Raw genomic sequence first — 19,706 nt, 5'->3', positions numbered from 1 at the left:
AATGAGGGCGGGCCGTCCCGCCATTCGCCCGCGCCCCCACACCACCCCGGCACGTTCCGCGGGGCCGCTGAGCCCGACCTATGCTGGCGGTTGATCGCCCGTACGAACGAACGAGGAGCCCCGCACATGAGCACGGCCACCAAAACCGCCGTCGTCACCGGAGCGAGCAGCGGCATCGGCGCCGCCACCGCCCGGCAGCTCGCCGCGGCCGGCTACCACGTCGTCCTCACCGCCCGCCGCAAGGACCGCATCGAGGCCCTCGCCGCCGAGCTCACCGCGGCCGGCCACGAGGCCACCGCCCACGCCCTCGACGTCACCGACCGCCCCGCCGTCGACGCCTTCGCCGCCGCCCTGGGCAGCTACCCCTCGGTCGACGTACTGGTCAACAACGCGGGCGGCGCCATCGGCGCCGAGCCCGTCGCCACCGGCGACCCCGCCGACTGGCGCACGATGTACGAGGTCAACGTCATCGGCACGCTCAACGTCACCCAGGCCCTGCTCCCGGCGCTCACCGCCTCCGGCGACGGCACGGTCGTCGTCCTGTCCTCGACCGCCGGCCACTCCACGTACGAGGGCGGCGCCGGCTACGTCGCCGCCAAGAACGGCGCCCGCGTCCTCGCCGAGACCCTCCGCCTGGAGATCGTCGGCCAGCCCGTGCGCGTCATCGAGATCGCCCCGGGCATGGTCAAGACCGAGGAGTTCGCGACCACCCGCTTCCGCGGCGACACCGAGAAGGCCGCCAAGGTGTACGCGGGCGTCGCCGAGCCCCTCTCCGCCGACGACGTGGCCGACACCATCGCCTGGGCGGTGACCCGTCCCAGCCACGTCAACATCGACCTCCTGGTGGTCCGCCCCCGCGCCCAGGCCTCGAACACGAAGGTCCACCGCGAGCTCTGATCCCTGCGGGACGAGCCCGGCCAGGCCGATCAGGCGTCCACGAGGTCCTTCGAGGCGAGCCTGCCGAGCTTGCGGCGCGCGAACTCGAGGTTGCGGGCCACCCGCTCGTGCTCGGCCGCAGGCAGCTTGCCGCCCTCGAGGAGGCGCTGCGCGCACTGCGCCGACTCCTCGTACTCGCCGACCCAGTACGCGGCCACCGCGAGCTCGTCGAGCGCGCGCCAGTCGTACCAGTCGAACTCCACGAACAGCACGTCGCCCGGGTACGGGATCCGCACCGCCTGCCGCGCGAACATGTACGCGAGCGGCCAGCGCTGCCCGGCCACGCGGCACAGCCGGGCCAGGTCGCCCAGGGCCTCCGCACGCGAGGGACGGCTCTCGTGCGCGCGCAGGAAGCGGTCCATCACCTCGCCCGGCGGCCGGTTCAGATTCGCCGCGAGCCGCGCGGCGTACAGCTGGGCGCAGAAGACCTCCTCGGCGAAGCCCCCCATGGCCGCCCGCCGGTCGTAGGCCTCGAGGGACTTCTCCGGCTCCCCGGCGTCCCGCCAGCTCTGCGCGAGGTAGAAGACGTAACGGGCGTTGTCGGGCTCCTTGACCAGGCCCTGCTGGAGCAGCTCCGCATCGCGCAGGTACTTCTTGCGCTGGCCGTCCTCCCGCAGGCGGGCCCCGCCCCCCACAGACACGATGTGGGCGCCGTTCAGCGTCCCGAGGCTGTGCGGCTGCCCGCACTCGATGTACTCGTGCAGGATGCCGACGTAACGCCAGGGCAGCCGCGTCGAGACCAGGGCCGGACGCCAGTGGATGATGGGCCCGTCGTGCAGCGCGACCCGGTAGGCGTCGTGGGTCAGCTGCTGCATGCGGAAGCCCGGCTCCACCGCCATCAGGTCGTCGGCGTCGATGAACAGCAGGTAGTCCGCGTCGCCGCGGGCCATCGCGAGGTCGATCGCCTCGCTGCGGCTCGCGTCGAATCCCTTGAACGGGCTCTCGTGCAGGGCGCCGGGCAGATCCCCGAGCACCTCGCGGATGACGTCCTGGGTGCCGTCCGTCGAGCCCGTGTCCAGGATGACCCAGCTGTCGATCAGCGGACGTACGGATTCGAGGCAGCGCCGGATGACCGGGGCCTCGTCCTTGACGATCATGTTCAGGCAGACCGTTGATGTCACAGCCCGTCCCTCTCTGTGATGTCCGTGCCGAAAGAACAGTCATATCGCCGCTGCGGTGCCGCCCCGGGCTGGCCACGGACAGTGACGTCACCATTCGCCTGATCGGCTCCGCACATGCCCCCGATGTGATGATCACACCCCGCGCCTCCGGTTATTTTGCCCGGATTGTGCGAAAGATTCCGGACGAGGCTCCAGCGCTTCAGGATCAATCCATCCGGTTCCACGAGGAGCAAACACAGATGAGTCCTGAGAAGAGGACACCGTCCCGTATGGGCCCGCTTCCCCGGCAGGGCAAGTGGGTCGCCGGCGGCGCACTGGCATCACTGGCGATCATGATGCTCGGCTTCGCCAACCCCGCACTCGCGATCACCGAAAGACCGCTGCCCATCAGCATCGCGAGCGGCGACGACTGCCTCGACGACGAGGAGGATTACGAAGACGACGAAGACGTCAGGGGCTTCGGCGGCGACGACAAGGACAAGGACAAGTGCAAGGTCGGCCCGACCGGCGCCACCGGCGCCACGGGTGCGACGGGTGCGACGGGCGCCACCGGCGCGACGGGTGCGACGGGTGCAACGGGTGCGACGGGCGCCACGGGCGGCTGCATCGACATCTCCACCTCATGGGACGAGGCCGAGGTCAAGTACAAGGCGGTACTGGCCCCCGACGGCACCGCGTGGGCGGGTGTGTTCGACTTCAACGCACCCAACCCGACGGTCCCGGCCTACACCTGGTACAACCTCAGCGAGCCGTCCCCGACCTACCCGGCCGACCCCTGCGGCATCACGATCGCGGAGACCGGCAACGACATCATCGTCGAGGTGGTCACCACGGCCGGACAGGTCTACGAGACCACCTGCGACGTGGTCCGGGGTGAGCCGGACACGCTCTCCTGCCCCACCCCCCGCGTCTGGACCCCGGCCAGCCCGCAGCCGCCGGGAACGACCCTCCGCGCCAACGGAGCCGCACCCGACAAGGGCCTCTCGAAGAGCGCCCTGCGCCCCTGACCCCGTCAGGACGCAGCTGAAAGCCGAATGACGTGTGCCGTGCTCGGAACCTCCCGGGCACGGCACACGTGTGCTCGCCAGACCTACGGTTTGCGCTGCAGCAGCGTGACGGTCAGGCCGCTGAGGTGTTCCGCCCCGTAGGCGGTGTACTTCGCACGCAGCGCCCGCGCCTGGTGCACGGGAACCGCATCCAGGGAATCCGGCCCGTTGCCCGGGACCACCACCCAGATCCTGCCCTCGCCCTTCAGGCACGCGGCCGCCCGCGTGCAATAGGCCGGGTAGAGCTCGTTGTTCTCGGCCGCCGTCTTCGCCAGGAAGACCTCCGGCAGCTTCAGGTCGCGCCGCAGGTAGTAGCGGACGCCCTGGTCGAGCATCCACGGCGCACCCCGGACGTAGACCACGGCGTCCCCGGGGCGGTAGTACTTCTCGATCGTCCGCGCGGCTCCCGCGTAGTCCGCACCGTGCGGGACGTCGTGCTGGAACGTCCCCCGCATCGTGCGCTGGTCGGGGAGCACCAGCAGCGCCAGTACGGCCAGACCCGCGACGACCGGCCGCCAGGACGGCCGGGTCACTCCGGCCAGTCCGGCGCCAGCCAGTACCGCCCACGCGGGCACGGTGAACAGGACGTAGTGGTAGCGGAAGTAGGAGACGTCCCCGTGGGACGCCGCCCACAGCACCAGGGGCGGCAGCACGGCAACGGCGAGGCACAGGACGAGGCCCTCGCGGCCTTCCTTCCACGCCAGTGCGGCCAGCGTGATCACCGCTCCGGCGCACAGGGCCGAGGCGAACACCTGGGGCCAGATGCCGACGAGACCCCACAGGTCCGGCGCCTGAAGCCAGAACAGCTGGCGGGAGGCCTGCGATCTGCCCAGCACGATCACCGGAACCACACAGGCGGCACCGGCCGCACCCGCGAGGCAGAAGCCCCACAGGCCGCTGCGCTCACGGCGGACGAAGCGGAACACCAGCAGGGCCACATGCCCCAGCACCACGGTGAGCGCGACCAGGTGCAGCAGCCCCACGACCGCCAAGCACAGGGCGTACCCCGCCCAACGCCACGGGCTCCGGGGCCTGTCCAGCGCCCGGAGCAGCAGGTACGTCGCCAAGGTCGCGGCCAGGACCACCAGCGCGTAGCTGCGGGCCTCCTGGGCGAACCGGCTCACGGCGGGGATCAGGGCGAAGAGCAGCCCGCCGCACAGCCCGGCACGCCGGCCGAAGAGCCGTCCCCCGATCAGCGCCGCACAGGCCGCCGCGCCGCCCATGGCCAGAGCCGAGGGCATGCGCAGGGCTGTCTGCGAGTCGCCGAAGACGGCCGTCCACCCGTGCATCAGGAGGTAGTACGTGGCGTGCACCGCGTCGACGTTGTGCACCAGGGCCAGGATCTGATCGGTGGTGCGTTCGGCCACGTTCCAGGTGACCAGCTCGTCGGTCCCCAGTTGCGGGCTGTTGATCCCGAACACCCCTAAAGCCAGGGTGCCCAGCATCGGCCACAACCACAGGCCGAAACGTGCTCCGGAAAGGCTTTGCCTCCTTCCTGCAGGCTGGGCCTCTGTGTTCTGAGCAGGACGGGTAAGAGTCGTCACGGAACAGTCATAGCTCCGTTACGACGCCACCCGGGGCTGGCCACGAACGGGGAATTCGGCATTCGCCTGATCGGCTCCGCACATGCCCCCGATGTGATGATCCAACGCCGCGCCTCCCGCTGTATCGCACGGACTGCCGAATGATGCCGGGCGAGGCTCACAAGGCTTCAGGGTCAATCCCATCCGGTTCCACGAGGAGCAAAACACACATGAGTCCTGACAAGAGGACGCCGTCCCGTCTGGGCCCGCTTCCCCGGCAGAGCAGGTGGCTCGCCGGCGGCGCGTTGGCATCACTGACGATCGTGATGCTCGGCTTCGCCAACCCCGCGCTGGCCATCGCCGAGAGACCGCTGCGGCCCGGTGTGGCGCCGGCCGTCGCGGCGGGCGACGACGAGTGCAGGGACGACAACGGTCCCGACGGTGGTCCGCACGACGGTCGCCATGACGGCCCCGACGGCGGTCCCCACGACGGTCGCCATGACGGCCCCGACGGCGGTCCCAACGGCGGTCCCCACGACGGCCCCGACTTCGGTCCCCACGTCATGGGCCTCGGCGACGACCGTCACGGCGAGGACAACTGCAAGCCGGGCGCGACCGGAGCCACGGGTGCGACCGGAGCCACGGGTGCGACCGGAGCGACGGGAGCCACCGGCGCGACCGGAGCCACCGGAGCCACGGGCCCCACCGGCGGAGCGACCGGAGCGACCGGAGCCACGGGTGCCACCGGCGCGACCGGAGCCACGGGAGCCACCGGAGCGACGGGAGCGACCGGCGACACCGGAGCCACGGGCGCAACCGGAGCCACCGGCGCGACCGGAGCCACGGGCGCCACGGGCGCGACCGGAGCCACCGGAGCCACGGGAGCCACGGGTGCGACCGGAGCCACCGGAACGGCGCAGTGCCTTGACGTCGACTCCTTCAACCCCAACGAAACCAGCGAAGTCAAGGCCGTGCTCAGGGACGGCTCGACGTTCATCGGCATCCGCGACGTGGCGGCCAACCAGGGGACGGACCCCGGCGCCTTCTACTGGGTGGACCTCAGCGGGCCCACCGCGCAGGACTACCCCGAGGGCGCCTGTGCCGTCTCCGTCAACCGCCTCGGTGACGACGAGTTCCTCATCGTCCAGGTACTGACCGAGGGAGGGGAGCTCTGGGAGACCCAGTGCGAATCGATCGCACTCTCGCCCTCCGGCGGGGGTGACCTGCAGTGGTTCCTCTACTGCCCGTCCGTGCCGGAGAACCCCGGCTTCGGCGACGGCCAGGTGCCCCCGCCGGGACCTGGCCCCATCGTCTGGACACAGGTGGACCCGGTGCTGCCCAGCCTCAACCAGAGGTTCTCGCGCGATGAGCTCAAGGGCGTCCAGCCAGGGCCTGTCGACAAGGGCCTGAACAAGAGCAAGTGGCTCTCCTGACCCAAGTCTGACCTGGTGCACCACGCAGGAGGCCCGGACCGCCAACGGTCCGGGCCTCCTCGCCCCCGGGGCGTCAGCCCTTGACGCAGATGACCTGCTTCAGCTTGGCCACGACCCGCACCAGGTCGGTCTGCTGGTCGATGACCTGCTCGATCGACTTGTACGCGCCCGGGATCTCGTCCACGACGCCCGCGTCCTTGCGGCACTCGACGCCCTTGGTCTGCTCCGCCAGGTCCCGCGCCGAGAACTTCTTCTTCGCCGCCGTCCGGCTCATCTTCCGGCCCGCGCCGTGCGAAGCCGAATTGAAGGACTTCTCGTTGCCGAGCCCCTTCACGATGTACGAGCCCGTCCCCATGGAACCCGGGATGATCCCGTAGTCGCCGCTGCCGGCCCGGATCGCGCCCTTGCGGGTGACCAGCAGGTCCATGCCGTCGTACCGCTCCTCCGCCACGTAGTTGTGGTGGCAGCTGATCTCGCGGTCGAAGGAGACCTTCGCCTTGCGGAACTCCCTGCGGACGACCTCCTTGAAGAGGCTCATCATGGCCGCACGGTTGTACTTCGCGTACTCCTGAGCCCAGAAGAGGTCGTTCCGGTACGCCTCCATCTCGGGGGTCGCCGCCAGGAACACCGCCAGGTCGCGGTCGACGAGGCCCTGGTTGTGGTCCAGGCCGCGCGCCACGTTGATGTGGAAGTCGGCCAGCTCGTTGCCGATGTTCCGGGAGCCGGAGTGCAGCATCAGCCAGACCGAACCCGACTCATCGAGACAGAATTCGATGAAGTGGTTCCCTCCTCCGAGCGTTCCGATCTGCTTCGTGGCACGTTCCTGACGGAACTTGACCGCGTCGGTGATGTAGTCGAAGCGCTCCCAGAGGTCCTCGTACCCGTCCACCGAGAAGCCGTACAGGCGCGACGGGTCCACGGCCTCCTTGTGCAGCCCCGCCCCCACCGGAATCGCCTGCTCGATCCGCGACCGCAGCTTCGACAGGTCCCCCGGGAGGTCGTTCGCCGTCAGGGAGGTCTTGACCGCCGACATGCCGCAGCCGATGTCCACGCCCACCGCCGCAGGGCAGACGGCGTCCTTCATCGCGATCACCGAGCCGACCGTGGCGCCCTTGCCGTAGTGGACGTCCGGCATGACGGCCAGGCCCTTGATCCACGGAAGGGTGGCCACGTTGCGCAGCTGCTGCATCGCGTGGTCCTCGACCGACGCCGGGTCGGTCCACATCCGGATCGGGACCTTCGCCCCAGGTACCTCTACATACGACATACGGAATCAATCCCCCGAAAACCACAGAAAAATCTTAATACGCAAAAAGCCTCGCTCTTGATCCCAAATGCGACAGGGGACCGGCGCCAGCACCAGCGTGTGCGATAGACATTGTGTCCATCCGCGCCCGAGCCGCGGCAACGCATTTTCCTGACCGTCGGGGGGCCCGCCGGTCGAAGGGAGCCATTGGACGTGCAGCGCAAGGCGGTACGGCGAGCCCTGCCGGGCATCGCGATGCTCACCGCGCTCATGGCCGGCGCGGCCGGCCTGACCGGGTGCACCGGCGGGAGCGGGACCGACAGCACCAGCGACTCGAAGGCCGGCGGCAACCAGGCCGCGCCCGCACAACCCGGGAAGTACCGCATCCTGCCCGCGCCCTGCAAGGCCGGCGCCGACAGCAAGCGCCTCAAGGCCATGCTCCCGACCGCGGAGTCGCTCACCCCGGAGCAGCGCGACCAGGTCTACGCGGGCACCGCGGACGCCTCGTACGACGGCGACCGGCGCGTCGGATGCCGCTGGAGCGCGCAGACGCCCGAGGAGACGCGGCTGCTGTCGGTGGGCTTCGAGCGCGTGGTCTCGTACGACCGGGCCGCCGCCAGCGACGACGACAAGGCGCGCCAGGTGTACGTGCGCCAGCTCACCGACGCCAAGCTGCCCTTCCCCGGCCCGACCGCGAGCCCCACACCGACCCCCGCCGCCACTCCCACCCCCACCGCCCCGGCCGCGCCGCTGCCCGGCGGTGCCGGATCGCCCTCGCCGTCCGGCAGCCCGTCCGCCCCGGTCGAGCTCGGCTCGCGCGTCCTGGACGGCCTCGGCAACGAGGCCTTCATCGAGGACAAGCTGAGCCCCGCCGGTGCCGCCGCGGCGCAGTCGCGCACCGTGCGGATTGTGTTCCGCACCTCGAATGTGATCGTCACGCTGGAGTACAGCGTGCAGCCCGCACTGCCCGGCATCGTCCCGTCCAGCGCCGAAACCCAGGACAGGGCACGGCAGTTGGCGCAGGCTCTGGTGGAGCGCCTCAACGAGTGAGCGGGGTCCGCCGCGGCCCGGGGTGACGGCGCGCACAGCACGCCGCCACCCCGATCGGGCTACCGTTGCCCGGGTCCCGCGTCCGACCGCGTGTCCGAAGAAGACCCACACGACGTAGTGAAGGAACCATGCACCGATCAGCCTCGCGCCTCACCCGCGTTCTCGCCTGCGCAGCCGTCCCGGTGATCCTCACCGTTGCCGGGTGCTCGTCCGATTCGGGCAAGGGCTCGGGCTCGGACGGCGGCAAGAAGTCCGAATCCTCCGCGTCCGGCAAGCCGAGCGCGAAGCCTTCCCCCACCCTGGAGAAGGCGGCGTACGCCACGCTTCCGGACCCCTGCAAGTCCGTCCAGACGGCGACGGTCGACACGCTCGTCCCGGAGGCGAAGGACAAGAACGGTACGGCGGCCAAGTCGAACGACCTGGCGAGCCGGGCCAGCTGCTCCTGGAACGGTCTGGACGAGGACGGTCTGAAGGGCTCGCAGTACCGCTGGCTCTCGATCTCCTTCTCCCGCTCCGACTCGCAGGCCTCCCTCGGCAGCGCCAACAAGCGCGCGGAGGAGCAGTACGTCAAGCAGGTCGAGGCGTCGAAGGCGTCCGAGGGCGCGCAGAACCTGAAGGCGGAGGAGGTCGGCGGCATCGGCGACCAGGCGGCCTCGGTCGTGTACAGCGTGAAGAAGGACGTGGACTTCTTCAACACGACGGTCGTGGCCCGTGCGCAGAACGTGGTGGTCACGCTCGACTACAACGGCGCCGCGTACGAGGGTGCCGGTGCGCCGGACCACGCGAAGCTGCTCCAGGACGCCATCGCGGCGGTGAAGGAGGCCGTGGCCTCGGTCGACGCCGCCAACAAGCAGCCGGAGCAGCCGCAGTCCCCGCAGCCCGCGCAGTAGGGGCGGGCCCGCCCGAGGCGTTGACGTCGGGTCACCCGTACGCTGTGCCTGCCGAAGCTTGGTAAAGGCTCGGTAAGTGTGCTCGACAAGGGGAGGGGATCGCGGGTGGCCGCGATGCAGCTGACTCGTACGCACCGGATACTCATCGGCGTCGTGGTCGCCGGAGCCGTCGTCATCGCGGCCATCGGCTTCGCCGGCTCGTACTCCGCGGTGCGTGCGCTCGCCCTGCAGAAAGGCTTCGGCAGCTTCTCGCTGGTGTTCCCCATCGGCATCGACGCGGGCATCTGTGTCCTGCTCGCGCTGGACCTGCTGCTGACCTGGATCCGGATCCCCTTCCCGCTGCTGCGCCAGACGGCGTGGCTGCTGACGATCGCGACGATCGCCTTCAACGGCGCCGCGGCCTGGCCGGACCCGCTGGGCGTGGGCATGCACGCCGTGATCCCGATCCTGTTCGTGGTGACGGTCGAGGCCGCCCGGCACGCGGTGGGCCGGATCGCGGACATCACCGCGGACCGGCACATGGAGGGCGTGCGCCTCACCCGCTGGCTGCTGTCCCCGGTGCCCACGTTCAAGCTGTGGCGCCGGATGAAGCTGTGGGAGCTGCGCTCCTACGAGCAGGCGGTCGGCATGGAGCAGGACCGGCTGATCTACCAGGCGCGGCTGCAGGCGCGGTACGGGCGTTCCTGGCGGCGCAAGGCTCCGGTGGAGGCGCTGATGCCGCTGAAGCTGGCCCGGATCGGCGTGCCGCTGTCGCAGACGGCCCCGGAGGGGCTGGCGGCGGCGGGCATCGAGCCGGCGCTGCTGCCCCCCGCGGCCCCGGCCCCCGCCGCCGCCCTGGAGCCGGCGGCCGCCCCGGCCGCCGGGCCCGGGCCCGGTCCCGGGCAGGAGGGCGTGGCCCAGGGCCAGGCTCCCGTCCCCGCCGTCGCAGCCGCGCACGCCCCGCCGCCGTTCGCGGTGGAGCCGACGGCCATGCCCGCGGCGCACAACAGCGCCTGGTTCGCGGCGCCGCTGGCTCCGCAGGCGGCGTACGAGGGCGGCTACAACCCCCAGTACGTCGAGGGCCTGGAGCCGACGCCGGTCATGCGCCCGACGGGCCCGGAGGATCCGCAGCCGCAGCCGCGGCCGGAGCCCCCGCAGGAGCAGCTGCCGATACCGGCTCCCCGCCACGAGGACGCTCCGGAAGCCGCCGACACCCCGGACGAGGCCGAGTTCGCGGAGGTCGCGTACAAGGTGTTCCGTGCGCTGGTCGACGAGCAGAACGACTTCCCGACGGCCGAGGCGCTCGACATACACCTCTCGGACGGGTACGGCGTGACGCACCCGCGCAGCGGCTCGCTGCTGCGCCGGATGATCCCGGCGTTCAAGCAGCGCTACCAGAAGGACCTGGAGAACGAGCACATCGCGTAGGCGATCGGCGGCAGGCAAGCGGAAGGGCCCGCACCCTCGGGGTGCGGGCCCTTTCACATGCCGGTGTGGATCAGACGGCGAGCAGCTTGCGCACCCGGTCCGCGCCCACCGCCAGCAGCAGCGTGGGCAGTCGCGGGCCGGTCTCGCGGGTCACGAGGAGCCGGTACAGCAGCGCGAAGAACGTGCGCTGCGCGACCTTGAGCTCGGGCGTGGGCTTGGCGTCCGGCTCGAGGCCGGCCATCACCTTCGGAACGCCGTAGACCAGCGTGGTCAGTCCGTCCAGGGACCAGTGCGAGTCGAGTCCCTCGAGCAGCAGGCGCAGCGACTCGCGGCCGTCGTCGTCCAGGGACGACAGCAGCTCGGTGTCGGGCTCCTCGCGTACGAGGGTCCGCTGGTCGGCGGGGACCTGGGTGGTGATCCAGTTCTCCGCGCGGTCCAGGCGCGGCCGTACCTCGTCGAGCGAGGTGAGCGGCTTCTCCGGCTCCAGGTCGCTGAGGATGCGCAGGGTCTGCTCGTCGTGGCCGGCGGTGATGTCGACGACCGAGGCGAGCGTCCGGTACGGCATCGGGCGCGGGGTGCGGGGCAGCTCGTGGGAGGCGACGCGTACGGCGCGGCTGTGCGCGGCCGCGTCGGCGGGCAGCACGGAGCCGTCCGCGACCTTGGACTCCAGCTTGTCCCACTCGTCGTAGAGCCGCTGGATCTCCTGGTCGAAGGCGATCTTGAAGGACTGGTTCGGGCGGCGGCGGGCGTACAGCCAGCGCAGCAGCTGCGGCTCCATGATCTTCAGCGCGTCGGCCGGGGTCGGGACGCCGCCCTTGCTGGAGGACATCTTCGCCATGCCGCTGATGCCGACGAACGCGTACATCGGACCGATCGGCTGCTCGCCGCCGAAGATGTGCACGATCTGGCCGCCGACCTGGAAGGACGAGCCGGGCGAGGAGTGGTCGACGCCGGAGGGCTCGAAGACCACGCCCTCGAAGGCCCAGCGCATCGGCCAGTCGACCTTCCAGACGAGCTTGCCGCGGTTGAACTCGCTGAGCTTGACCGTCTCGGTGAACTCGTCCTCGGTGCAGACGTAGGTCATCTCGGTCGTCTCGTCGTCGTACGAGGTGACCTTGGTGAAGTCCTTGCCGCACTCGGCGCAGTAGGGCTTGTACGGGAAGTACCCGCCCTCGCCGGTGCTGCCGTCGTCCTCGGCGGCCGCGCCGGAGCCCTCGGCGGCCTCGAGCTCGGCCTCGTCGACCTGCTTCTGCTGGGGCTTCTTGCCGCCCGGCTTCTGCTTGGTGCGGTACTGGTCGAGGACGGCGTCGATGTCGCCGCGGTGCTTCATCGCGTGCAGCACCTGCTCGCGGTAGGCGCCGGAGGTGTACTGCTCGGTCTGGCTGATCGCGTCGTACTCGACGCCCAGCTCGGCCAGTGCCTCGACCATGGCGGCCTTGAAGTGCTCGGCCCAGCTGCCGTACTGCGACCCCGCCGGGGCGGGGACGGCCGTCAGCGGGCGGCCGATGTACTGGCCGTAGGTCTCCTCGTCCACGCCGGGGATGCCCTTGGGCACCTTGCGGTAGCGGTCGTAGTCGTCCCACGAGATGAGGTGGCGGACCTCGAAGCCACGGCGGCGGATCTCGTCCGCGACCAGGTGCGGGGTCATGACCTCGCGGAGGTTGCCCAGGTGGATCGGGCCGGAGGGGGAGAGTCCGGACGCGACGACGACAGGTTTGCCGGGTGCTCGGCGCTCCGCCTCGGCGATGACCTCGTCCGCGAAACGGGAGACCCAGTCGGTCTCGGTGCTGCTCTGAGCCACGACACGTCCTTCTATCTCGAATGCTGGCTTCAGCCATTCTCCCAGACGGAATGGGCCACTCCGAGGTTGCTCGGCGCCCGGGATTCTCCCGAGAAACGAGGGGCTCCGCCGTGGGATACTCGGCCCTTGTCGGAACAACCAAGTGCAACCTCACAGGAACGGCAGCTCATGGCCTCGGTCCCTTCCCTCGCTTCTTCCGTCAATCAGCGCGTCGCGGACGCCCTCGCCTCCGCCCTGCCGGAGGCCGGTGCCGCCGACCCGCTGCTGCGACGAAGCGACCGGGCGGACTTCCAGGCCAACGGCATCCTGGCGCTCGCGAAGAAGGCGAAGGCGAACCCGCGCGAGCTGGCGGCGACCGTGGTCGAGGGCATCCCGACCGGTGACCTGATCCAGGAGATCGAGGTCTCGGGCCCGGGCTTCCTCAACATCACCATCACCGACAAGGCGATCATCGAGACCCTCGCGGCGCGGGCGCTCGACGACCGGCTCGGCGTACCGCTCGCGGCGAACCCGGGCACCACGGTGATCGACTACGCGCAGCCGAACGTGGCCAAGGAGATGCACGTCGGCCACCTGCGGTCCGCCGTGATCGGCGCGGCGATGGTGGAGATCCTGGAGTTCACGGGCGAGAAGGTGGTCCGTCGCCACCACATCGGCGACTGGGGCACCCAGTTCGGCATGCTCATCCAGTACCTGCTGGAGCACCCGCACGAGCTGGACCACAAGTCGGAGGAGGAGGTCTCCGGCGAGGAGGCCATGTCCAACCTCAACCGGCTGTACAAGGCCTCGCGCACGCTCTTCGACTCCGACGAGGAGTTCAAGACGCGCGCCCGGGCCCGGGTCGTGGAGCTCCAGGCCGGCGAGCCCGAGACCCTGGCGATGTGGCAGCGGTTCGTGGACGAGTCGAAGATCTACTTCTACTCCGTCTTCAACAAGCTGGACATGGACATCCGGGACCCCGACGTGGTCGGCGAGTCCGGGTACAACGACATGCTGGTCGAGACGTGCAAGCTGCTGGAGGAGTCGGGCGTCGCCGTCCGCTCCAACGGCGCGCTGTGCGTGTTCTTCGACGACGTCAAGGGCCCGGACGGCAACCCGACCCCGCTGATCGTGCAGAAGTCGGACGGCGGCTTCGGCTACGCGGCCACCGACCTCTCGGCGATCCGCAACCGCGTCGCCGAGCTGGACGCGACCACCCTGCTCTACGTGGTCGACGCGCGGCAGTCCCTGCACTTCAAGATGGTCTTCGAGACCGCCCGCCGGGCGGGCTGGCTGCACGACGGGGTCAAGGCCGTCCAGCTGGCCTTCGGCACGGTCCTCGGCAAGGACGGCAAGCCGTTCAAGACCCGCGAGGGCGAGACGGTCCGTCTGGTGGACCTGCTGGACGAGGCCATCGACCGCGCGGCGGCCGTCGTACGGGAGAAGGCGCAGGACCTGTCCGAGGCCGAGATCGGCGAGCGGGCGGTTCAGGTCGGCATCGGCGCCGTGAAGTACGCGGACCTCTCGACCTCCGCCGCGCGCGACTACAAGTTCGACCTGGACCAGATGGTCTCGCTGACCGGCGACACGTCCGTGTACCTCCAGTACGCGTACGCCCGCATCCAGTCCATCCTGCGCAAGGCCGGGGACGCGACGCCCGCTGCCCACCCGGAGCAGGCTCTGGCCCCGGCCGAGCGTGCGCTGGGCCTGCACCTGGACCACTTCGGCGAGCTCATCGCCGAGGCGGCGTCGGAGTACGCGCCGCACAAGCTGGCCGCGTACCTCTACCAGCTGGCCTCGCTCTACACGACCTTCTACTCGGAGTGCCCGGTCCTCAAGGCGGACACCCCGGAGCAGGTCGAGAACCGCCTGTTCCTGTGCGACCTGACGGCCCGCACGCTCACCAAGGGCATGTCGCTCCTCGGCATCCGGACGCCCGAGAAGCTCTGACGCAGGGCGGCTCGACACGGTGGCCCCGCCTCCCTCCCCGGGAGGCGGGGCCACCGTCGTGTCAGGGGCGCTGGTTGACCATGTACCAGTGGAAGGCCTGGGCGGCTCCCACCACCCCGGCTGCGGCGAGGGTCAGGAACTGGCGCGTCCGCTTGTTCTGCAGTGCGACCGTCCCGCCGGGACCGGCGGTCACGTACCAGTGGAACTCGTCGCCCTGGCCCTCGTCGATGTGGATCCCGGTGCCCGTGGACGCCAGGCTTTGGCGGTTCTGCTCCGCGTCCATGTTCACGAGCGAAATGGTGCCGTCGTTGTTCCCGGTCACCTGCCATACGGCGTTGTCGTGCCGGGAGCCGTACCAGAGCCGGCTGGCCTGGCACACGACGGAACCGAAGTAGTCGTTGTCGCCGAGCCACTTGTCGGGCGCGTTCTGGGGCGCGATCACGTACGTCTGTCCCGGCGTCGGCCCAGCGGTCACGCCGACGGGTGCGGGGGCCGGGGCGGCCGAGGCGGTCCCGGCGGCGGTCACGGTCAGCGCGGCGGCGCACGCCACCGCTGCGATGCGTCGGTTCATCGTCAGCCCTTCGTCACGGTGAAGGTGACGGCGGCGTTGTCGCCACTGCCGTCGTACTGCCTGCAGCTGAAGCCCTCCGGAACGGTGCAGTAGTAGCTGTTGCTGCCCGAGAAGGGGTTGTTCCAGCCGATGCTGACGTTGCCGACGTTGAGCATGCTGTACACCGCCGCCCCTTCCGTCCCGGTCATGAAGCCGTTCGACTCCGACCGCCAGGTGCCGTCACCGAACGGGTACACCCGGTCCGGCGGGATCATGTTCTCGCTCCACGTGCCGTGCGACAGGCTCGACGACGTGCGGTCCATCGTGTTGGGGGTGCGGTTCTGCAGCTTGACCTGCGTACTGCGGGCCGCCATCGCCGAGAACGACCCGTCCTGCGCACCGGCGGGTGCGGCCGCCGTCCTCGCGCCGTCGCGGCCGATGGTGAACGTCACGGTCGCGTTGTTGCCGCCGCCGCCCGTGCGCGCACAGGTGTAGCCGACGGGCACGAAGCAGCTGTAGTAGTTGCTGCCCGCGTACGGGTTGTCCCAGTGGATGGCGGCCTCGCCGCCGGTCGCGAGGGCGTACCAGGCGTCGCCTTCCGTCCCCGTCATCATCCCCGAGGAGTGTGACCCCCAGGTGGCGGACTTGTAGCCCTCGATCGTCTCGGGCGGTGTCTCGTCGTCCCAGACCCCGTGCGAGAGCGACGTGTAGTTGCGGTACATCGTCGTCGTGGTCTCGTTGACGACGGTCACTTTGGTGCTGCGCGCCGACTGCGCCACCACCGAGGACTGCTGTGAGGTGTCGTTCCCGGTCGCCGCGACGGCCGTGACGGCCGGGGCGAGCGCCATGGCGGCCGCCATGACCGCCACGGCGGTTCGCCGAGCTCCTCTGTGGAATCGCGAGTTGGTCGACATGCCCGTCTCCTGTTCCTCGTTCCGGCTTTCGCAGCGATGAGCCTGCCGACGGGGCCTAACGGCGATCTAACGCGGATTCCGGCTGAGTTGGCGTACTTGGTGAACCACTTCCCGCCTCTATCCCTCTTCGCCCGCGAGTGGGCCCGTATGGGCTCGTAAGGTGCGACAAGGAACGACGTGGGGCAGGTGGGGCACGTGATGGACTTCCGGTTGCTCGGGCCGGTGTCGGCCTTCTCGGCACAGGCCGAGATACCGCTCGGGCCGCCCAAGCGCAGAGCCCTGCTGGCCCTGCTCGTCCTGGCGGACGGCGCTCCCGTGGGTGCCGAGCGGATCACCGAGGCCTTGTGGGACGACCGGCCGCCGACGCACGCCCGCACCGTCGTGTACGGACATGTGTCGGCCCTGCGCGGCCTGTTGCGCGCCGAACGGGACACCGACGTCGTCACGCGGGACAGCGGGTACGCCCTGCGCGCCGCGCCGGGCTCGGCCGACCTGTGGCGCTTCCGCGAGCTGGTGCGCCGGTCCGCGGCCCCGCCCCCGGGGAAACAGCCGGCGGAGCTGCTGCGGGAGGCCCTCGGGCTGTGGCGCGGCCCGGTGCTCGGCGGGGTGGGCGACACCCCGCTGATCACCGCGGCGGCCGACCGGCTGGTGGAAGAACACCTGGCGGCGCTGGAGCAGTTCGCCGCCGCCCTGCATGCATGTGGCCGGGGCGCGGAGGCCCTCGCGCTGCTGTGGCCGGCCGCCGAGCTGCACCCGCTGCGCGAGTCCCTGATCGCGGCCCTCGTCCGCGCGCTGCACCACGCGGACCGCCAGGCCGACGCCGTCGCGCTCTACCGCCGTACGCAGCGCCGGCTCGCCCGGGAACTCGGCGTCGACCCGGGCACCGCGCTGGCGGAGGCGTACCTGGCCCTGCTGCGCGGCAGGCCACCGCAGCCCTCGCAGTCGGCCCCGCAGGCCTCGCAGTACCGGCAATCCCCGCAGCGTGCGGCCGCCGCCGCGCGCACCCCGGCGGCCAGGGCGCGGGAAGCACCGGCGCCCCCTTCGCCCGCGCCGCCGTTCCTATTACCGCGCGCTCCGGCCGGCTTCGTCAGCCGTACGGACGACCTCGCGCGGCTCACCGGCACCGCGCGCACGGACCGGGCGCCGTTGAGCGTGGTCACCGGGCCTGCCGGGGTCGGCAAGACCTCGCTCGCCGTGCACTGGGCGTACGCGCACGCCGCCGACTTCCCCGACGGCATCCTCTACGCCGACCTGCGCGCCGGGGAACCGGACGGTAGCGGACCCCAGACGACCGGTGTCCTGCACGACTTCCTGCAGGCCTTCGGGGTCCCGGAGGAGCACCTGCCCGCGGAGGCGCGCGCCGCGGAGAACCTGTACCGCGCGACGCTCGCCGGCCGCCGCGCCCTCGTCCTGCTCGACAACGCCCGCGACTCGGTCCAGGTCCGCCCCCTGCTGCCCGGGACACCCGGCTGCACCGTGCTGGTCACCAGCCGCAACCGGCTGGAAGGGCTCGTGGCCACCGATTGCGCGCGGCTGCTGCCGCTCCGGCGGCTGGCGCCCGCCGACGGGGTGCGGGTCCTGCGCACCGTCATCGGCGACGGGCGGGTGGAGGCGGAGCCCGCCGCCGCGGAGGAGCTGTCCGTCCTGTGCGACGGCCTTCCGCTGGCCCTGCGGCTGGCCGCCGCCCGGCTCGCCGCACGGCCCCGGCTCCCGCTGCGTGCCATGGCCGACGGCCTGGTCGACGAACACCAGCGGCTCTCCCTGCTGTGCGGCGAGGACCTCGGCGTCGGGGCGACGCTGCGGATGAGCGTGCAGCAGCTGCCACCGGACGCCGCGCTGCTCTTCCGCCAGCTCGCCCTGCACGTGGGCTCCGAACTCGACGCCGGCGCCGCGGCCGCCCTCAGCGGCCTGCCGCCCCTGGCGGCCCGCGGAGCCCTGGAGGACCTGGCCACGGCCCACCTCGTCGAGGAGCGGACCAGCGACCGGTACTTGATGCACGACCTGACCCGCCTGTACGCCCGTTCCTGCGCCGACCGGGCCGACGCCGGGGGGCTGCACCGGCTGCTGGTGCACTACCTGTCCGCCGCCCGGGCCGCCGTGGCAGCGGCCGAACCCGGCAGCCAGCCCTGCTGCACCCTGCCCGCCGGTGTGCCCACGCCCAGTCCGCCGCCCGTCTTCGCCGACCGCGCCGAAGCGATGGCCTGGCTGGTCGCCGAGCGGGCCAACCTCACCGCGGCGGTCGCGGCCGCGGCCGACGCCGGGCACCCTGAGCTGGCCTGGCGCATCGCCGTACAGCTGTGGCCGCTCATCGTGCGCCAAGTGCACGACGGCTGGGAGCCGGTCCTGCAGCACGCCCTCACCGCCGCCACCGGACTCGGCGACCCGGACGCGCAGTCGCGCCTGCGCTCGCTGCTCGGCTGGGTCCTCACCGAGAACGGACAGCTCCCCGCGGCACTGGAGCACCTGAGCCGGGCGCCGGACCTGGCCTTACGGGCGGCGGACCCGCCCGGCCAGGTCATCGCCCTGGTCAACTGGGCCATCGCGCTGGAGCGCGCGGGCGACACGGCGGGCGCCGGGGTCCGGCGCGAACAGGCCGCGCGCTTGGCCCAGGGCCTCGATCACCCCCACACCGAGGCCCTGGCCCTCTACCACCTCGCCGCCCACTGCCTCGCCACCGGGCGCCCGGACGAGGCACTGGCCCATGGCCGGCGGGGCCTGGAGCTGGCCTCCGGCGAGCAGTCGGAGGAGCGCCAGGCGCTGCTCCTGGAGACCTGCGGCGAGGCGCTGCGTGCCCTCGGCCGCGGCGAGGAGGCCCGCCGCTGCCGGACGCGGGCGGCGGCCCTCGGACAACCGCGTAGCCGGCACGAGTAGCCGCTCGGCACCCGGCAGTCGTACGTGTCCCCGTCTGCCGGTCCGGTGCCGCGAAGCTGCCGCAGGGCCCTAACGGCCGACGTGACGCGGGCCTAACGTCACCCGTACGGCCCGATTCGGCTCATGCGGCCCGGGTAGGGGACGGCCCGTCGCTCCCCCGCCCACCACCGGAGGCCCCCGTGCCCGACATGAACGGCCCCTACAAGCCCGGCACCCCGTGCTGGATCGACCTGATGGTCCCCGACCAGCAGGCGGCCCTCGACTTCTACTGCGGACTCTTCGGCTGGCAGGGCGAGATCGGCCCGCCCGAGCAGGGCGGGTACTCCGTCTGCACCCTCAAGGGCAAGCCGGTGGCCGGGATCATGAAGGCGATGAACCCGGACGGCAGCATCCCCGACCCGATGCCGCCGACCGTGTGGACGACGTACCTGTCCACCGACAGCCTCGACGCCACCCTCAAGACCCTCACCGACGCGCGCGGCCAGGTGCTCATGGGGCCGATGGACGTCATGGACCTGGGCAGGATGGCCGTCGCCATCGACCCGACCGGCGCGGCGTTCGGCCTGTGGGAGCCGGGCAGCTTCGACGGCGCGGGCATCGTCAACGAGCACGGCGCGCTGATCTGGAACGAGCTCAGCACCGGCGACACCGATGCGGCCGCCGCGTTCTACTCCGCCATCCTGCCGGTCACCACGAGCGCGTCCAAGGAGGAAGGCGACCTGGCCTACTGGGAGTTCATGGTCGGCGGCCGCGCGGTGGCCGGGATGATGGGCCTCGGAAACCTTCCGCCGGGCACGCCCCCGAACTGGCTGCCGTACTTCCACGTCGACAACGCGGACACCATCCAGGCCGCGGCCACCGAGGCCGGCGCCAAGGTCCTCATGCCCGCCTTCGACATGGTGGCGGGCCGCCTGGCCGTCCTGGCCGACCCGCAGGGCGCGCCGTTCGCGGTGATCACGGCGAAGGCCCCGCAGCTGCCCGCCTGACCG

General features: G+C 71.3%; 15 protein-coding genes. 9 read left to right on the top strand and 6 right to left on the bottom strand.

The annotated features are described in order from the left end of the window. Positions 1–126: 126 nt before the first annotated feature. Positions 127–897, top strand: coding sequence for an SDR family NAD(P)-dependent oxidoreductase (locus tag ACIPUC_RS34995; protein ID WP_446594417.1), 771 nt, complete (start codon positions 127–129; stop codon positions 895–897). A 29-nt stretch (positions 898–926) separates the two neighbouring features. Here ACIPUC_RS34995 and ACIPUC_RS34990 read toward each other — a convergent pair whose 3' ends face one another. After that, positions 927–2,057, bottom strand: coding sequence for a tetratricopeptide repeat-containing glycosyltransferase (locus tag ACIPUC_RS34990; RefSeq protein WP_446594416.1), 1,131 nt, complete (start codon positions 2,055–2,057; stop codon positions 927–929). A gap of 239 nt (positions 2,058–2,296) precedes the next feature. Between ACIPUC_RS34990 and ACIPUC_RS34985 the strand changes: the two genes are divergently transcribed. Continuing rightward, on the top strand, positions 2,297–3,064 hold the full coding sequence (locus tag ACIPUC_RS34985) for a hypothetical protein (RefSeq protein ID WP_446594415.1): 768 nt from the start codon (positions 2,297–2,299) through the stop codon (positions 3,062–3,064). Between the two features lie 83 nt (positions 3,065–3,147). Here ACIPUC_RS34985 and ACIPUC_RS34980 read toward each other — a convergent pair whose 3' ends face one another. Then, positions 3,148–4,548: a glycosyltransferase family 39 protein gene (locus tag ACIPUC_RS34980; protein ID WP_446594414.1), complete on the bottom strand. Its 1,401-nt coding sequence runs from the start codon at positions 4,546–4,548 to the stop codon at positions 3,148–3,150. 308 nt (positions 4,549–4,856) lie between these two features. Between ACIPUC_RS34980 and ACIPUC_RS34975 the strand changes: the two genes are divergently transcribed. Continuing rightward, on the top strand, positions 4,857–6,059 hold the full coding sequence (locus ACIPUC_RS34975; protein ID WP_446594413.1) for a hypothetical protein: 1,203 nt from the start codon (positions 4,857–4,859) through the stop codon (positions 6,057–6,059). A 73-nt stretch (positions 6,060–6,132) separates the two neighbouring features. Here the strand turns inward: ACIPUC_RS34975 and ACIPUC_RS34970 are convergent, their stop codons facing one another. After that, positions 6,133–7,326 (bottom strand): RtcB family protein, encoded by a 1,194-nt coding sequence (locus ACIPUC_RS34970; protein ID WP_446594412.1) that lies wholly within the window; start codon positions 7,324–7,326, stop codon positions 6,133–6,135. A 192-nt stretch (positions 7,327–7,518) separates the two neighbouring features. Here ACIPUC_RS34970 and ACIPUC_RS34965 point away from each other — a divergent pair, with 192 nt between their 5' ends. The 3 genes from ACIPUC_RS34965 to ACIPUC_RS34955 all read left to right on the top strand — a co-directional run bounded on the left by ACIPUC_RS34965 (position 7,519) and on the right by ACIPUC_RS34955 (position 10,652). Beyond that, positions 7,519–8,355, top strand: a complete 837-nt coding sequence (locus ACIPUC_RS34965; RefSeq protein WP_446594411.1) for a DUF3558 domain-containing protein — start codon at positions 7,519–7,521, stop codon at positions 8,353–8,355. 128 nt (positions 8,356–8,483) lie between these two features. Further along, positions 8,484–9,245 (top strand): DUF3558 family protein, encoded by a 762-nt coding sequence (locus ACIPUC_RS34960; protein ID WP_446594410.1) that lies wholly within the window; start codon positions 8,484–8,486, stop codon positions 9,243–9,245. A gap of 114 nt (positions 9,246–9,359) precedes the next feature. Further along, the gene (locus tag ACIPUC_RS34955) at positions 9,360–10,652 is read left to right on the top strand and encodes a DUF2637 domain-containing protein (protein ID WP_446594486.1); all 1,293 of its coding nucleotides are present in this window, start codon (positions 9,360–9,362) and stop codon (positions 10,650–10,652) included. A gap of 70 nt (positions 10,653–10,722) precedes the next feature. Here ACIPUC_RS34955 and lysS read toward each other — a convergent pair whose 3' ends face one another. Beyond that, positions 10,723–12,453: a lysine--tRNA ligase gene (lysS, locus tag ACIPUC_RS34950; RefSeq protein ID WP_446594409.1), complete on the bottom strand. Its 1,731-nt coding sequence runs from the start codon at positions 12,451–12,453 to the stop codon at positions 10,723–10,725. A 168-nt stretch (positions 12,454–12,621) separates the two neighbouring features. On the opposite strand from lysS, the gene argS reads away from it, so the two are divergent. After that, positions 12,622–14,382, top strand: a complete 1,761-nt coding sequence (argS, locus tag ACIPUC_RS34945) for an arginine--tRNA ligase (protein WP_446594408.1) — start codon at positions 12,622–12,624, stop codon at positions 14,380–14,382. A gap of 61 nt (positions 14,383–14,443) precedes the next feature. On the opposite strand, the gene ACIPUC_RS34940 is transcribed toward argS, so the two are convergent. Further along, complete coding sequence (locus tag ACIPUC_RS34940; RefSeq protein WP_446594407.1) at positions 14,444–14,953, bottom strand: hypothetical protein; 510 nt, start codon at positions 14,951–14,953, stop codon at positions 14,444–14,446. A 2-nt stretch (positions 14,954–14,955) separates the two neighbouring features. Beyond that, positions 14,956–15,801 carry a Crystal protein ET79 gene (locus ACIPUC_RS34935; RefSeq protein WP_446594406.1) on the bottom strand — a complete coding sequence of 282 codons (846 nt, stop codon included), beginning with the start codon at positions 15,799–15,801 and terminating at the stop codon, positions 14,956–14,958. Positions 15,802–16,023: 222 nt separating this feature from the next. Between ACIPUC_RS34935 and ACIPUC_RS34930 the strand changes: the two genes are divergently transcribed. Together ACIPUC_RS34930 and ACIPUC_RS34925 are read left to right on the top strand one after the other, a co-directional pair. Then, the gene (locus tag ACIPUC_RS34930) at positions 16,024–18,717 is read left to right on the top strand and encodes a BTAD domain-containing putative transcriptional regulator (RefSeq protein ID WP_446594405.1); all 2,694 of its coding nucleotides are present in this window, start codon (positions 16,024–16,026) and stop codon (positions 18,715–18,717) included. 188 nt (positions 18,718–18,905) lie between these two features. After that, positions 18,906–19,703: a VOC family protein gene (locus ACIPUC_RS34925; protein ID WP_446594485.1), complete on the top strand. Its 798-nt coding sequence runs from the start codon at positions 18,906–18,908 to the stop codon at positions 19,701–19,703. Positions 19,704–19,706: the final 3 nt, after the last annotated feature.

The sequence above is a fragment of the Streptomyces sp. LARHCF249 genome, from assembly GCF_052871255.1.
The sequence above is the reverse complement of the archived record's forward strand: the minus strand, read 5'-3'. Positions and strand labels throughout refer to the sequence as shown.